Here is a 14,925-nt window from a genome sequence, read left to right as displayed (position 1 = left end):
TACCCCGGTCTGCCACCAAGGATATGCGGCTTGCTAATTCATTTTTCATCACTCAGTCGGCCCGATCATCGCGTGGAAAGCCAAATCCATTACTTCCTGCAGCCGGTCAGATTGAGCTGTAAGGTAGAGATATCCCAAAAGAGCTTCAAACCCGGTGGCCCGTCGATAATCCGCCAGAACGGCATTCCTGGGGACATGGGCACTCTTCTGGTTGCGCCCCCGCTTGAACATGGTAACCTCTTCTTCTGTCAGCGAATCCAGAATTGCTTCCAGCGCATCGCTCTGCGCATCCGCCCGCACGTAGCGAACACAGGTCTGATGTAACACCGATGCTGGATGATTCTTTAATTTCGGGAAGATCCGATCCCGGATGAATCCCTCCCAGACCGTATCGCCAATAAAGGCCAGGTTCAGTGGATTCAGCTGTCGTGCTTCATCAGGGGTCATTTGCTCAATCATGATGTTCTCCATTCTTCAGGGTTTTGTTCAAGGGAATCGTTGCCACTGGACGAACCGCAAATGACTTGTCTCCCTTAATAACGTATTCGTAGATAAGAAGCTTTGACATTCTACCATAAAACGGCTGAAAGTGCTTGGACATGACTTCCACTGCAAGGGGCAGCTGCTCATAGGTAAAAATGATCGAAACATGGGGCGTAAACAGGCCATGGCGGCGGGATGTCTCCTCATAATCACCATGCAGATCATCATACTTTTCATGGAGTCGTTCATACAAATTTCTCAAAGGCCAGGAGAATGCCGGTTCTACAAACAAAACCCCGGGAAATAAGCCCAGATGATTAAACCGCAGGGTAATGGGCTCATACTCCGATGCCACCTGCCCCACCCAGGCTTTGAGTTCCTCCGGCTCCAGATCGAAATAAACCCCCAACGAGAAATGCCAGGGATCATCCTGAAAGAAGCCCAGGGTTTTCAGCTGAGCATCCTGGAGCCTTCCATCCAACTGGTTGAACAGCTTGTTGGTTTCCTCGTCAAACATCCCAAGTACGCACAAGTAATGTCCTTCTTTCAATGAGTTCACCCCCTGTCAGCAATGTCTCATAACAGCAGTGTCAGGTATTCCGAGATCGATGTGTTTTTCTAAATAGCTTCTCTGAGGAAATATATTGGATGGACCATCTCTGGGTGATAATTCCTTGATGTTTGAATTCTTCGATGTTTGAATTCAGAAAGATTGAAGTAAGCAATGTAGAATTCAGCAGTTTACATTTATGGACCGGTCCTTCCTTAATACCGCAACGATCAGAGAATCATCTCCTGATGTATTTTTTTTATAAGGACACCTTACAGAATAAACAATACCGCGATCCCCAGCACGCTGAGGAGAGCTCCGGCGACTTCACGCCAGTCCATCTTCTGCTTCAGGAAAAGAAAGGAGATGGGCAGAACCATAACCGGCGTCACGGCCATCAGAGTGGAGGCGACAGCAGCCAAGGTGTTGGCGATGGCAACCATGGACAGCGTAACGCCGACCACCGTGCCTAAGAATGAGTTGAACAGGGTGACGGCAGCCAGTTTTTGATCGCGGAACACGTTCCAGTCAGGCTGACTGCGAGCCTTCAGATACATCACGAGCATCGCCGCCACGCCGCCGATGAGTCGAATCTGGGTGGTTGTCATGGCATCGATGGCTCCCATGCCCTGTTTTGACAGGATCACGCCCAGGGCCTGACCGACTGCTGCCGCGATGGCAACCAGAATGCCTTTTCCGGAGAAGCGCAGCCGGATTTTACCGCCGCCGCCTTCCATCACAACCAGGAAGAGTCCGAATAAAACCAGAGCCATGCCTAAAAAGACATAGAGTGTAAGGGCTTCCCCGAAAATGATCCAGCCGAAAAATGCCGTAATAATGGGCGCGAGCGAAAAGATCATTAAAGTAACCTTCGCCCCAATCAGCTGATAAGCCTGGAACAGGAAACTGTCCCCCACAGCGAATCCAATGACTCCGGACAGGATCAGCCAGAACCAGGCCGCCGGGGTCACCCCAAGGGGAATCAGACTGCCCCCAGTAAATGGAATAATCAGGCTGATTAAGAGTAATCCGGCCAGTTTCACAAACAGATTCAAGTCATTGGCTTTGATCTGCTGGGTCGTACGCTCTGTGATCACCGCACAGATCGCCCAGGCCATCGCTGCGGCAAGAGCCGATAATTCTCCGATATATTGCATGATAAGTCCGCCTTTAGGTCAATTATTAAAACTGAAAAATACTGTAAATTAATTACTGCGATCCAGGATTCCTTCTTACCGCTCTTAACTCCGCCTGTTATCCCGGAATGTTGTCCAACCTCTTGGTTGATTCCATTATACTTGATAGAGCCTGGCTTGGACTATGTCAGTTTCACTGACAAAAAAAAAGGACACCCCGCATGATACGAGGTATCCTGATTCATTGGATCCTATCTTCTGGAGTAGAATTCAACGATAAGCTGTTCGTTAATTTCGATGGGGAGTTCTTCCCGCTGTGGCAGTCTGGTTACAGTAGCCTTGAAATTAGCAAGATCCTTCTCGATGTAAGGAATCGGTGTTCCCTGGATGCCGTTGAAGTTTTCAGTGAACATTTCGGTTTTGCGGGATTTCTCTCTCAATTCCACAACGTCACCGACCTTCAGGCCGTAGCTCGGGATGTCGATCTTGTTTCCATTGACCAGGAAGTGACCATGGTTGACCATCTGTCTGGCCTGTCTGATGGAATTAGCAAATCCCATACGGTATACCATGTTGTCAAGTCTCAGTTCAAGCATATTCAGAAGCTCAGGACCAGTCTGTCCTTTGGTTCTCATCGCTCTGTCCACATATTTTACGAACTGTTTTTCGAGGACATTGTAGTAAGCTCTCAGTCTCTGCTTTTCAAGAAGCTGAGTTCCGTACTCCGTCAGTTTTTTGTCCGCGCGGGATGAACCCCTGGATTTTTCTGCCCTCTTCATTGCTTTTGGATGACCTGATACGTTCAGACCGAGTCTTCTGGACTGCTTGAACTTAGGTCCCATCATTTTTGCCATTTTTTTCCCTCCGGTATTATAATACTTGCCGCGGTATTAAATAAGGGTAATGCCATCATCAAATATAGCAATTCCTTTTGATGTTGTAAATACCTTTGCCTGATTTCGCGGCCTTTCAATTTGTGAACTTTTTCCAGTTATTTAATCATACCAATTCGATACTGCCTGCAAAGGCAGCGGATGTCTCATCCTTATTCGAAGTTTCCTATTTGAGCATGCCCTTGGCTTTGTCATTCATCTTCATCGTCCCATCCTTAAAGATCCAGGTAACTGCGACATCCAGCTCTTCTGCCAGGGTCACGCCCTGCTCATAGGGCAGGAGGAAGAAGGTGGTGGACAGGAAGTCGGCCTTGCCGGAATCATCGGTGATAACGGTCACCTGGGAGAAGTATTCCCCGGGCTGCCAGGTTTTCGGATCAATCAGATGGTGGTAGCGTTTCCCCTGGTAGGTGAAGAACCGTTCGTAATCACCGGAACTTACTACCGACTGATCGGCATCCAGCCGGAAGACAATGTCCAGGTAGGAATTCGGATTGATCGGATCGGTAACGGCAACGCCCCAGTCCGGCTTTTCCTTCAGCTTGGGCGCTCCGATGGATTTAATGTTGCCTCCGGCAGACATCAGTCCGTTTTCCATGCCCATGGCTTTCAATTCATCCGCTACCAGTTCCGTGGCATATCCTTTGGCCAGGGCACCGACATCGAGCTTCATCTTAGGATCTTCCAGATAGACCGTAGAGGCGGCTTCATCAATGATCACCTTGTCAAAATCGGTATGCAGTCCGGCTTCATCCAGCTCCGCCTGGGTTGGAATAATCATCTCGGATTCAGGAACTTCTTCCCCTGCCGAGGGCATGTTGTGTTCGCGGACATTATGCCAGATCATCGTCACCGCGCCCATGGCGATGTTGGTTTCCCGACCGGTGACATCATACAGCGAACGAGCCTCTTTGATCATATCGATGATTGACCGGTCGACTTTGACCGGCTCAACCCCCGCTTTGTTATTGATGGTTTTTATGTTGTTGATGCCTTCGTATTCATTGTAATAGTCAAACAGCTTATGGTATTTCAGCACCAGCTCCTGAATTTTGGCATAATGCTTCTTCCAGTCGGCCTCAGATTTTTCCCAGGCCATCACGGTAAATACGGTGTTGAATACCTCGACACCCTCCACCGTGATGAAAGTATCCCGGTATTCTTTATATTGGGGCGAGCAGCCGGACAAGGTTCCCACAAAGAGTCCCACAGCCAGGCCCAGCGGAATGATCTTATTCAACCATTTTTTCAAATCAGTGCCTCCTTTGGCTTGAGTTTCCTCCCGAATATAGCAAAAAAAAAGAAAAAAAGAAAGGGGGCGGCTGCCCCCTGTTCATTCTATTATCTTGCGGTTGCGATGGCTTCGTCGAATACGGTGAGGTAATCAGCGACTCCTACGGAAACAGAAGTAGCCAGGTCGCCTTTAACGAGCTTCTTGCCGTCTTTTTCTTCGGATTCGATTCCCTTGATTTCAGCAGCTGTCTTGTTGACAGTCCAGTTCGTCAGAGCCTTCGCCTGCTCGAACCATTCCTTGCCGATCTTGGAAGCTTTCTTCATGCCGTAAGCTTCTCCCAGTTCAACCTTGGAAGGAACTTCAGCAACCTTGTCGGAAGTGATCTTGCCTGCTGCATCGTAAGCGACCTTGGCCTGAACCACGTCGAGAACGGAAGCGGCAACCTTGTCGCCCTTCAGAGCAACAGCGGTCATGGTGGTGTCAATCTGAGCAGCAGCACCCTTGTCTGCAGTCTTACCAGCGGACTTGGCAATGGAGATCTGGACTCCCAGACCAACCTTGTCAGCGCCTTCAGCAACTTCAACAGCGTTCTGCCATGCTTCTTCGACAACTGCGATGTAATCCTGAACCGTGATGGATACGGAAGTAGCCAGATCAGCTTCGTCCGGAACTGCCGGATGAGCGTCGTCTGCACCCTTCTTGGTCTTCATGGCTTTGATTTCTTCAACGGTTTTTCCCTGCATCCAGGCGCCAAGGGCTTCAGCCTGCTGGAACCATTCCTTGCCGATCTTGGAAGCCTTGATCATGCCGTATTCTTCTTTCTTTTCCTGCTTGGTCTTGAGAGCAGCAGCCGGATCGGTCTTCAGGGAACCGTCAGCATTGTATTCTACTTTGGTCTGTGCGTTGTCAATCTTGATGGAAGCAACTTTGCCGTCCTTGTCAAAACCAACTGCAGCGATTACAACGTCAGCCTGAGCTGCACCAGCTTTGTCAGCGGTGAAGTCAGAGGACTTGGCGACGGAAGTCTTTGATCCGAGACCTAACTTAACGATGGATCCGGCGGCAGCAGCCTTCGGTCCTTCAACAGCTCCGGTTGTGGAGGTTGCCTGGGTTCCTGCTGCGGTTGTACCTGCGGCAGTTGTAGTCGTGGTTCCACCGGCACAGGATGCCAGTAAGCTTAAGCTCAGTACAGAAGCTGCTAAAACAGAGATTTTCTTGTTCATTTTACCCTTCCTTTGTGGTTTTTTATGGTTACCTTATTGTTACGGATGTAATTCTACCACAAAGGTTTGTTAAATCAATAGCATGCAATTAAATCTTACGATATCGTATTTTTAACGACCAATTATTAATCATCTCCAAATATTTGCTTTTCCCGATATAGAAATCGTCATCATTTTCGTATTCATTCGATGATAACCTTATCATCCGCAGAACTCTAAAACACGAATAGTCATTGAATCATAAGCATTTTCGTCGATAAATCACAGACTAATCTACGTCCATCATCAGGATCAGACCCAGCTCCAAATCTTCCGCTGTAGTAATTTTCAGGTTGTGATAATCCCCCGGGAATATTTTGACCGATTCCCCCGCCTCCACAAACAGAGCGGTATCATCAGTATAGAGCATTCCCTTGGAGAAGGCACGTTCCATCAGTTCCCGGAGCTTGGCCGTACGAAAAACCTGCGGTGTCTGCAAGGCTCTCAGCTGATCTCTGGGAAGCTCCGCATAAATCAGCCCCTCCTCATCCACTCGCTTGATGGTATCTTTGGGCACAACACCGGGACAGGCCGCTCCCCAGCGTCTGGCCTGCTCAATCCCCTCTGTGATCAGTTCGCTTCGCACAAAGGGCCGGGCGCCGTCATGAATCAGGACCAGCTCCGAATCCTCACCCAGGCAATTAAGCCCATTACGGACGGAATTCATCCGCTCAGCTCCCCCTGCTGCCAGCTGTCGTACCTTCTGAAAGCCGAAACCGGTGAAATACTGCTGATAGTAAGCCAATTCCTCTTCCTTTAATACCAGTATGATTTCATCTACCTCTGGGTGTTCTTCAAAGGCCCGGATGGTATGAAAAAGGACGGGATAACCGTTCAGGTCCAGAAAGACCTTATTGATCGATTTTCCCATCCTTTTACCAGATCCGGCCGCCACAATGATTGTGCTGACCATATCATTTTCTCCTGTTTCACTGAAAAACTTTGTTCATGATTGATTTGACACAGCTGCTACTTAGTTTCTACATGCTACTTACTACATAGTACATACCACTAAATGCTAACTGCTAACTGCTTGCTAAGTTCTTTATGCTCTGCTGAAACACTTCCGTGAATCATGCTGTCCGCCTGAACCCGACGATCAGTCTTTCGGCCGGGCGAATATCATTCGGCCGGCAGCGGTCTGCAGAACCGAGGTCACAATGACATCAATGGTTTCGTTGACATAGCGGCGTCCGTTCTCAATGACGATCATCGTGCCGTCATCCAGATAGCCGATGCCCTGATTCTGTTCCTTGCCGATCTTGGCAACCAGGATGGACAGCTCTTCGCCCGGCAGCAGCACCGGTTTGACTGCATTGGCCAGTTCATTGATGTTGAGCACCGGTACACCCTGAAATTCCGCGACTTTGTTCAAATTATAGTCGTTGGTTACTACTTTGCCGCCGATCTCTTTCGCCAGCTTCAGCAGTTTTACGTCGACCTCCCGGGCTTCCTTGACCTCCCGATCCCAGATCCGGACTTCAATGTCGAGTTCTTTCTGAATCTTGTTCAGGATATCCAGTCCCCGGCGGCCGCGATTCCGCTTCAGGGAATCCGATGAATCGGCGATGTGCCGGAGCTCTTCCAGAACAAAGTTCGGAATCACGAGGGTTCCTTCGACAAAACCAGTCTGGCAGATATCAAAGATCCGGCCATCGATGATGACTGAGGTATCGAGCACTTTGGGCTCGCCGTCAAAATCCGAGCGCTTGGTCGAAGCCCCTTTCCCCTGAGCCAGCTTTCCTGTGCGCAGATTGGAAAACATCTGCGTCAGTTCGTCTCTTTTCTTAATGGCGATGTTAGCGCCGATGAAGAACGCCAGCACATTGACCAACAGAGCCAGGGCTGATCCCACATACCGAATTCCATACAACGCTTTAGTTGCCAGAAGATAGGAAATCGAAAGAGCCAGCAGCCCTCCCACAGCTCCCAGGAAAACTTCCGCCAGTGCCATTTTCTGGAAATTCTTATCCACCGCTTCAACCATTCTTATGATGTATCTGATGAAGATCGGAGAAAGTATAAAAAAGATAAAAGCAAGTAAAAGTGCGAGAATTCCATTGACGGAATATTTAGCGATGACATTCTGCGTTATGCCGATTGGCTTGATAAACTCAAGGCTGAGCAAAAACACTCCCAGAAGCCATCCCGATGCTGCGCCGATCAGGACAAAAATTGCCTTCAGAATATTTTTTAACATAAAGCACCTCCTTCTATTATTTTTGCAGCCCAATCCGCTTCCCCCAAACTTAATTCGGTAACGATTGAACAACATATACATTAATCATACCTTTTTCCAATGAAATTTAAATTAAAGCCATCTAAATATTTTTGTTTATTCATCAAATGTCAGCTCATCGGAGTCTGCTGCATTTGTCAGCAGACTTCCGATTTTTCATATTTTTCTTATTTCAGGTCTCCGTGCAATCTTTTTAAACCGATTCTGAATCCTCTGAATTCCGTTTGCCTCGTTTGGCTGCGCCAAACAGCTCTTCATAAGCTTCTCGAACCGTCGCAACCCGAATCAGACGAATGCCTTCCGGGACTTTGCGAATCTGCTGTCTGGAAGAAATGATGGCATGTTCGAATCCCAGTTTGGCGGCTTCGGCGATGACGCGTTCCGCCTTGGATACGGGCCGCACCTCCCCCGTCAGACCAATTTCACCGACTGCCACGGCCCGTGAAACCTTGATTTCCCTGGTTTTGGCAGAGGAAATAAGCGACAGGGCAAGGCCAAGGTCGGCACCGGTTCCTTCAATATGGAGTCCTCCCACCACATTGACATAGACATCGCTGGCGTAGAACGGCACCCGGACTTTTTTCTCCAGGACGGCCAGCAGCATGTTGAGTCGGGTGGTATCCAGCCCGACCGCAGTGCGCCGCGGCATCACAATTTTGGTTTCCGCCACCAGGGACTGAACCTGCACTAAGATCGGCCGGGTTCCTTCCATGATTCCAATCACCATGGTCCCCTCGCCCGGAGTTTCTTCCAGGAAGAGGCGGGAGGGATCATAAACTTCCATCAATCCTTCTTCCCGCATTTCAAATACCCCGATTTCAGAGGTGGTGCCAAAGCGGTTCTTGACGGTGCGCAGGATGCGCAGATCACCGGTCCGTTCGCCTTCAAAGGACAGAACGGTATCCACCATGTGTTCAAGCACACGCGGGCCAGCCAGATCTCCTGCTTTGGTGACATGGGCTACAATAAACAGGGGGAGCTGGTTGGTCTTGCCCAGGCGCATCAGCTCCGAAGAGCATTCCCGGACCTGCGACACGCTGCCCGGCGCTGAAGTCAGCTGATCCGAGAACAGGGTCTGGATGGAGTCAATGATGCAGAACACTGGATTCAGGGTACGGATATGCTCCTCCACCACTGAAATCTGGGTTTCTGAGACGACGTACAGCTGATCCGTCCGGATATTCAGACGATCCGCACGCATTTTGATCTGTTCCTCCGACTCCTCGCCTGAAACATAGAGAACTTTGCCATACTGATTTGCGATGGAACCGGCACACTGCAGAAGCAGCGTGGATTTTCCGATGCCGGGGTCTCCTGAGATCAGGGTCAGGGATCCTTTGATCAGGCCACCGCCCAGTACCCGGTTCAGCTCCGGCAATCCCGTGTCCAGCCGGGCTTTTTCCGAGGACTCAATCTCCCCCACCAGCCGGGGCATATTCTGAGCGCTAATTCCTTTGGATTTCACCATTTTGGCAGCTTCTTTCGCAACCTTCACTTCTTCGGTGAAGGAATTCCAGCTGTTGCAGTCGGGACAGCGACCCAGCCACTTGGCGGACTCATAACCGCACTGGGCACAGACATAGACTGATTTCTGCTTTGCCATTATTCTGCCTGCCTGACTGTGCGTTCGTCCAGCAGTGCCGCCGCTGCCCGGTCGCACAGTACGATGACGTCCGGATGAACTTTCAGTATGGTGGATGGATTGGAGGGCAGAATGCGGCCGTCCTCCAGTGCCTTCACCGCCTGCTGCTTGCCCTCACCCGTCGCGATCAGCAGGATCCGTTGTGCCCGCAGTATGCCTCCGACGCCCATGGTAATGGCCTGTTTCGGGACATCCATGGGTGAATCAAAGAACCGGGCATTGGATTCAATCGTATCCCGGGTCAATGTCACAACATGAGTCGGCACCGTGAAATCTTCAGCCGGCTCGTTAAACCCGATATGGCCGTTGACCCCGATCCCCAGAACCTGAATCCTGGCCGGCTCCAGCCGGCGGATCAGTTCCTCGTAATGGCGGGCTTCCTCTTCCGGATTGAGGGCATCCCCTCGGGGTACATAGGTATTCTTCTTGTTGATATTGAGATGATCAAACAGGTTGTGGTTCATAAAATGGCGGTAGCTCTGCTCATGGAATTCATCCAGGCCAACATACTCATCCAGATTGATCGTGGTTATCCTGGAAAAATCGAGTCCTTCCTTGCGATGACGCCGGATCAGTTCCTTATACGTCCCCACGGGGCTGGATCCGGTGGCCAGACCCAGGATCCCGGTGGGATGCTGCCGAACGGCGTCTTCCACGAGGTCGGCTGCGGTGTAGGCAATCTGCTCTTTGTTATCTTGAATGATAAATTTCAAATTAAACTCCTTTTCCGACAGATTTTTGTTTTTTTATCATATAAGTGGTGGTTTTTCGTCGAATTCTCTCTCTTTATTATACTATAGTAATTGTCTTGAACTTCTCTTTTCAGGTTTTTTCTGCTCACCGGAATGAGCTTCTTTTTGCGCCGGCCCGCCAGCTCATCTGATATACTGAAGAAAAGACGGATCGGAGGATGCCCATGGACCGAAACAGCCAAAAACTCATTTGCTTTGATCTGGACGGCACGCTGCTGGACCGATCCAAACAGGTTTCTTCGGAGAACCTTGAAATTCTGAGAAGAGTGACCCAGGCCGGGCATATTGTCTCCATCGCCACGGGTCGGCTCTACAAATCAGCCTGTAAAATCCGCCACCTGATCCCTACCCCCGTCGAGCTGATCTGTTCCAACGGGGCAGTGATTGAACGGGACGGGCGAATCATCCGGATGGACCAGATCCCCCCTGATCAGCTGGAAGATCTATATGACCTGACCCATTTCCATAATCTGACACTGTCCTTTGATTCCCTCTACAAGGTCTACCATACCTCACTGGGCTGGGCACTGCGCATGGCCTATTTCAGCAATATCGTCAACAAGGGCAGTCTGACCATCCAGAGTATCCACGTCCGAAGCCGCAATGAATACATGAAATACGCAGGCTTCTACATCAACGGCATCGTCATTTCCAATAATCACCCGGATCGGCTGCAGGCTCTGCGCCGGGATCTGGAAGCCATGGGCCGGTTCAATATCGAATCATCCGCCGCCAGCAATGTCGAAATCATACCGAAATTCTCCAACAAAGGATCCGCCGCTCAAATCCTGGCTCTGTCCCATGGCATTGCCCCAGAGAATATCATCGCCTTCGGCGATGGTGAAAATGATCTGAAACTGATCCAGACCGCCGGCATTGGCTTTGCCATGGGCAACGCCTGCGACCTGCTCAAAGACTCCGCCAACTATGTCATCGGCGACCACACCACCGATGCAATCGCCAAAACCCTGCGGGAACTGCTGGATTTGTAATATCCGTGTCCCTGCACTCCCTGTAACCAATAGATAATTCCAGGAGGGAATCCGATGAAACTGGACAAGTATACTGTGACCTCAGGCGAGAAATTTAAACTGAAAGAGCATGATCCGGGAGACACCGGGGATTACCGCAGCAAAGCGGAGGCAGTACGGGCGATGGCCGACAACATCGAACGAATGAAGGTGCTCCAGGATAAGCTGTATGCTCAGAACGAATATGCTCTGCTGATTATCATTCAGGCCATGGATGCTGCCGGCAAGGACGGTCTGATCGAGCATGTCATGTCCGGAGTCAACCCACAGGGCTGCCAGGTCGTCTCGTTCAAGCAGCCGACCAGTGAAGATCTGGATCATGACTATCTGTGGCGTATTGCCAAAAACCTGCCGGAACGCGGCCGGATCGGGATTTTCAATCGCTCGCATTACGAGGATGTGCTGGTTGTCCGGGTTCATAACCTGATCGAAGGATCCCAGATGCCGGATCGACTGCTCGATCCCTCCATCTGGAAGCAGCGCTTCCGTCAGATCCGAAATTTCGAGACCTACCTGTTTGAGAACGGAATTATCCCCATCAAACTGTTCCTGAATGTATCGAAGGAAGAGCAGCGCCAGCGCTTCCTGGCACGCATCGAAGACCCGGCCAAGAACTGGAAATTCTCCGCCGGTGATGTCGCGGAACGCGGTCACTGGAATGACTACATGGATGCCTTTGAAGATGCTATCCAGCACACCGCCACGAAGGAAGCGCCCTGGCATGTCATCCCGGCCGACAAGAAGTGGTACGCCCGTCTCCTGGCTTCGGAGATCATCGTTGATACGCTGGAGAATCTCCATCTGGAATATCCCCGCCTGAACGAAGCGGAACTGGCCAGTCTGGAAGAATGCCGAACCATGCTGCTCAATGAGAAAAGCTGACACCTGAGCATATTGTCTCAGCGTGGATATTGTACTCAGACCCTTTCGAATCCTAGGTTCGGTTAAAAACACACCGGATCTGAAACTATCCAACCATTCAGCTGCCGCGGCCAGATTGGCCGCGGCAGCTTTGACGTAATTGATTTAATTATTTTTACCGATTCCCCGGAGCAGTGCTCCCAGGCTCTTTCTCTCTGAGAATGAACTGCTGAAGAACAGCCGATGTAAGAACAGCCTTTCTGGAGATCAATCCTCCTGAGGTACAGGCATTCTGAGGTACAGGCATCCTTGGGATCCCCCTCTGGGATCAGGCATCCTGATCGGAGCTGGCTTCCTCTACTTCAAAAGCAGGGATGCGCTCTTCCGGCTGGCGCAGGGAGCGTTCGCCGCTTTTATTGAACTTCAGCTTGCCGTCTTCGATGGCCACGTCGATCTCATCGCCTTTTTTGATCTGACCCATCAGAATCTCTTCAGACAGAGCATCCTCGACGCTCTTGGTGATTTCCCGGCGCAGCGGGCGGGCACCAAAGGCCATGTCGGTGCCTTTCTCCGACAGATGCTGTATGGCCTCATCGGAGAAGGTCAGGTAGATTTCCGAGTCTTCGATGCGTTTGGCCACCTGTTGGGTCATCAGGCGGACAATGTGCTTGAGGTCTTCGGTCCGCAGTGAATGGAACACGATGATATCGTCAATGCGGTTGAGGAATTCCGGCCGGAAATTGCGTTTGAGTTCACTCATGATGTTGTCTTTCATCCGATCATACTCATCCCGGGCGGAATCGCCGATGCCGAAGCCAATGGTCCGTTCCTTCTTCAACAGGTTGGCGCCGACATTGGATGTCATGATCAGTATGGTATTCTTGAAATCAACGGTCTTTCCTTTCCCGTCCGTGAGTCGGCCGTCTTCCAGGATCTGGAGGAGGATGTTGAACACATCGGGGTGAGCCTTCTCGATCTCGTCAAACAGCACGACGCTGTAGGGATTGCGGCGCACCGCTTCCGTAAGCTGACCGCCTTCGTCGTATCCGACGTACCCTGGGGGAGATCCGACCAGGCGCGACACGGTATGCTTCTCCATGTATTCGGACATGTCGATGCGGACCATGTTCTTCTCATCCCCGAACATGACTTCGGCCAGGGCTTTGGATACTTCGGTCTTGCCGACGCCGGTGGGTCCCAGGAAAATGAAGGACCCGATGGGCCGCTTGGGATCCTTGAGCCCGACCCTGGCCCGACGTACCGCGCGGGCGATGGAGTTGATGGCTTCATTCTGCCCGACGACACGTTCGTGGAGCATATCTTCCAGTTTCAGGAGTTTCTGGCTCTCCGATTCGGTCAGGCGCTTGACCGGAATCTTGGTCCAGCGGGATACGACATGGGCAATGTCCTCGGCCGTTACCGTAAGCAGCGAAGAGGTGCCCCGGCCGGATTTCCAGCTGCCTTTCATTTCCTTCAGCTTCTGTTTCAGGTCCTTTTCCTTGTCCCGGAGCTCAATGGCTTTTTCAAATGCCTGAATGTTGACGGCTTCGTCCTTTTCCCGGGTGACTGCTTTGAGTTCTTCCTCCAGTTCCTTGATATCCGGCGGCGCGGTGAGATTCTGAATCCGGACCCGGGCTGCCGCCTCATCCATCAGATCCACTGCCTTGTCTGGCAAAAACCGGTCCTGAATGTAGCGGCTGGAGAGATTCACTGCCGCTTCCAGGGCTTCATCCAGGATCTTGACGCGGTGATGGGCTTCATATTTATCCCGAAGGCCGTGCAGGATCTGGAGTGCTTCCTCATTGGTCGGTTCGCCGACCGTTACCGGCTGAAAGCGCCGTTCCAGGGCGGCATCCTTTTCAAAATGCTTACGATATTCATCGATGGTCGTGGCGCCGATGGCCTGGATCTCTCCCCGGGCCAGCGCCGGCTTAAGGATGTTGGACGCATCAATGGCCCCTTCAGAGGCGCCGGCACCGATGATGGTATGAATCTCATCGATGAAGAGTATGACGTTGCCGGCATTCTTGACCTCTTCCATCACATTCTTGAGGCGTTCCTCAAACTCTCCGCGGTATTTGGCTCCGGCCAGCATGGAACCCATATCCAGAGTCACGACACGCTTGTTCTGGAGCAGCTCCGGGATGTTCCCCTGGATAATTCGCTGCGCCAGCCCTTCCACCACAGCCGTCTTACCAACGCCGGGTTCGCCGATGAGAACCGGATTGTTCTTGATCCGGCGGGACAGGATTTCCAGAATCCGTTCCATTTCCTCAGTGCGCCCGATGACCGGATCCAGCTGGGAATCCCTGGCCATCTTCGTCAGATCTCTGCCGTACTGATCCAGAAGCCGGGTAGTCCCCGGGGCAGACGCGCTGCCCATGGAAGAATCCTCTTCGGGACCGCCGGACAGACCATTATAGAGGTCATTCTTCAGCTGCTCGATGTTGGCTCCGGCAGCGATCATAATCTGATAAGCAATTCCTTCCTGTTCCGTCAGAAGCGAAATCAGGATATGTTCCGGCCCCACATAGCTGTGCTCCAGGCTGTTGGCAATTTCCAACGAGCCGTCGAGCAGCCGCTTTGTTCGCGGGGTCATGGCAATGGCGTTGGTGGGAAGATTCGAAACCGTAGTCCGCTTTCCTACCTGGGACAGAATAAACTGATATACCATATCCGCAGTAATTCCGTATCCTGCCAGCAGATCCCTGGTCAACCCTTCCACGGCAGCCACACCATAGAGCACATGCTCTGAGCCGATGTATCCGTGACCGAGCTTCCTGGACATCTCCTGGGCTTTCATCAGTGCACTTTTGGCACGTTCTGTCAGTCTGTCTAACAT

13 protein-coding genes are annotated in these 14,925 nt (G+C 51.3%); 2 read left to right on the top strand and 11 right to left on the bottom strand.

The annotated features are described in order from the left end of the window. Nucleotides 1–48: 48 nt before the first annotated feature. The 10 genes from P6M73_RS01880 to nagB form a co-directional block, all read right to left on the bottom strand. Complete coding sequence (locus tag P6M73_RS01880; RefSeq protein WP_347276310.1) at nt 49–459, bottom strand: Mini-ribonuclease 3; 411 nt, start codon at nt 457–459, stop codon at nt 49–51. Further along, the gene (locus P6M73_RS01875) at nt 452–1,033 is read right to left on the bottom strand and encodes a 2'-5' RNA ligase family protein (RefSeq protein WP_277854467.1); all 582 of its coding nucleotides are present in this window, start codon (nt 1,031–1,033) and stop codon (nt 452–454) included. The genes P6M73_RS01880 and P6M73_RS01875 overlap by 8 nt, the downstream gene beginning before the upstream one ends. Nucleotides 1,034–1,305: 272 nt before the next feature. Then, nucleotides 1,306–2,190 (bottom strand): DMT family transporter, encoded by an 885-nt coding sequence (locus P6M73_RS01870; protein WP_277854466.1) that lies wholly within the window; start codon nt 2,188–2,190, stop codon nt 1,306–1,308. A 230-nt stretch (nt 2,191–2,420) separates the two neighbouring features. Continuing rightward, nucleotides 2,421–3,023 carry a 30S ribosomal protein S4 gene (gene rpsD, locus P6M73_RS01865; protein WP_277854465.1) on the bottom strand — a complete coding sequence of 201 codons (603 nt, stop codon included), beginning with the start codon at nt 3,021–3,023 and terminating at the stop codon, nt 2,421–2,423. 205 nt (nt 3,024–3,228) lie between these two features. Beyond that, nucleotides 3,229–4,314, bottom strand: coding sequence for an FAD:protein FMN transferase (locus tag P6M73_RS01860; protein WP_277854464.1), 1,086 nt, complete (start codon nt 4,312–4,314; stop codon nt 3,229–3,231). A gap of 89 nt (nt 4,315–4,403) precedes the next feature. After that, nucleotides 4,404–5,519, bottom strand: a complete 1,116-nt coding sequence (locus tag P6M73_RS01855) for a hypothetical protein (RefSeq protein WP_277854463.1) — start codon at nt 5,517–5,519, stop codon at nt 4,404–4,406. A 268-nt stretch (nt 5,520–5,787) separates the two neighbouring features. Continuing rightward, a complete protein-coding gene (gene ispD / locus P6M73_RS01850; RefSeq protein ID WP_277854462.1) occupies nt 5,788–6,471 on the bottom strand; it encodes a 2-C-methyl-D-erythritol 4-phosphate cytidylyltransferase in 684 nt (227 codons plus the stop codon). A gap of 186 nt (nt 6,472–6,657) precedes the next feature. Beyond that, entirely contained in the window at nt 6,658–7,758 is a 1,101-nt protein-coding gene (locus P6M73_RS01845) for a PIN/TRAM domain-containing protein (RefSeq protein WP_277854461.1), read from the bottom strand. A 232-nt stretch (nt 7,759–7,990) separates the two neighbouring features. Then, the gene (radA, locus tag P6M73_RS01840) at nt 7,991–9,400 is read right to left on the bottom strand and encodes a DNA repair protein RadA (RefSeq protein WP_277854460.1); all 1,410 of its coding nucleotides are present in this window, start codon (nt 9,398–9,400) and stop codon (nt 7,991–7,993) included. Next, the gene (gene nagB, locus P6M73_RS01835; RefSeq protein ID WP_277854459.1) at nt 9,400–10,152 is read right to left on the bottom strand and encodes a glucosamine-6-phosphate deaminase; all 753 of its coding nucleotides are present in this window, start codon (nt 10,150–10,152) and stop codon (nt 9,400–9,402) included. The genes radA and nagB overlap by 1 nt, the downstream gene beginning before the upstream one ends. 203 nt (nt 10,153–10,355) lie before the next feature. Between nagB and P6M73_RS01830 the strand changes: the two genes are divergently transcribed. Next, on the top strand, nt 10,356–11,183 hold the full coding sequence (locus P6M73_RS01830) for an HAD family hydrolase (RefSeq protein WP_277854458.1): 828 nt from the start codon (nt 10,356–10,358) through the stop codon (nt 11,181–11,183). Between the two features lie 54 nt (nt 11,184–11,237). Further along, complete coding sequence (locus P6M73_RS01825) at nt 11,238–12,104, top strand: polyphosphate kinase 2 family protein (protein WP_277854457.1); 867 nt, start codon at nt 11,238–11,240, stop codon at nt 12,102–12,104. Nucleotides 12,105–12,411: 307 nt separating this feature from the next. Here P6M73_RS01825 and P6M73_RS01820 read toward each other — a convergent pair whose 3' ends face one another. Further along, nucleotides 12,412–14,925 (bottom strand): ATP-dependent Clp protease ATP-binding subunit, encoded by a 2,514-nt coding sequence (locus tag P6M73_RS01820; RefSeq protein WP_277854456.1) that lies wholly within the window; start codon nt 14,923–14,925, stop codon nt 12,412–12,414.

Source organism: Anaerococcoides asporogena, assembly GCF_029590275.1.
Taxonomy (GTDB): Bacteria; Bacillota; Clostridia; order Clostridiales; family Clostridiaceae; genus JG1575.
The sequence above is the reverse complement of the archived record's forward strand: the minus strand, read 5'-3'. Positions and strand labels throughout refer to the sequence as shown.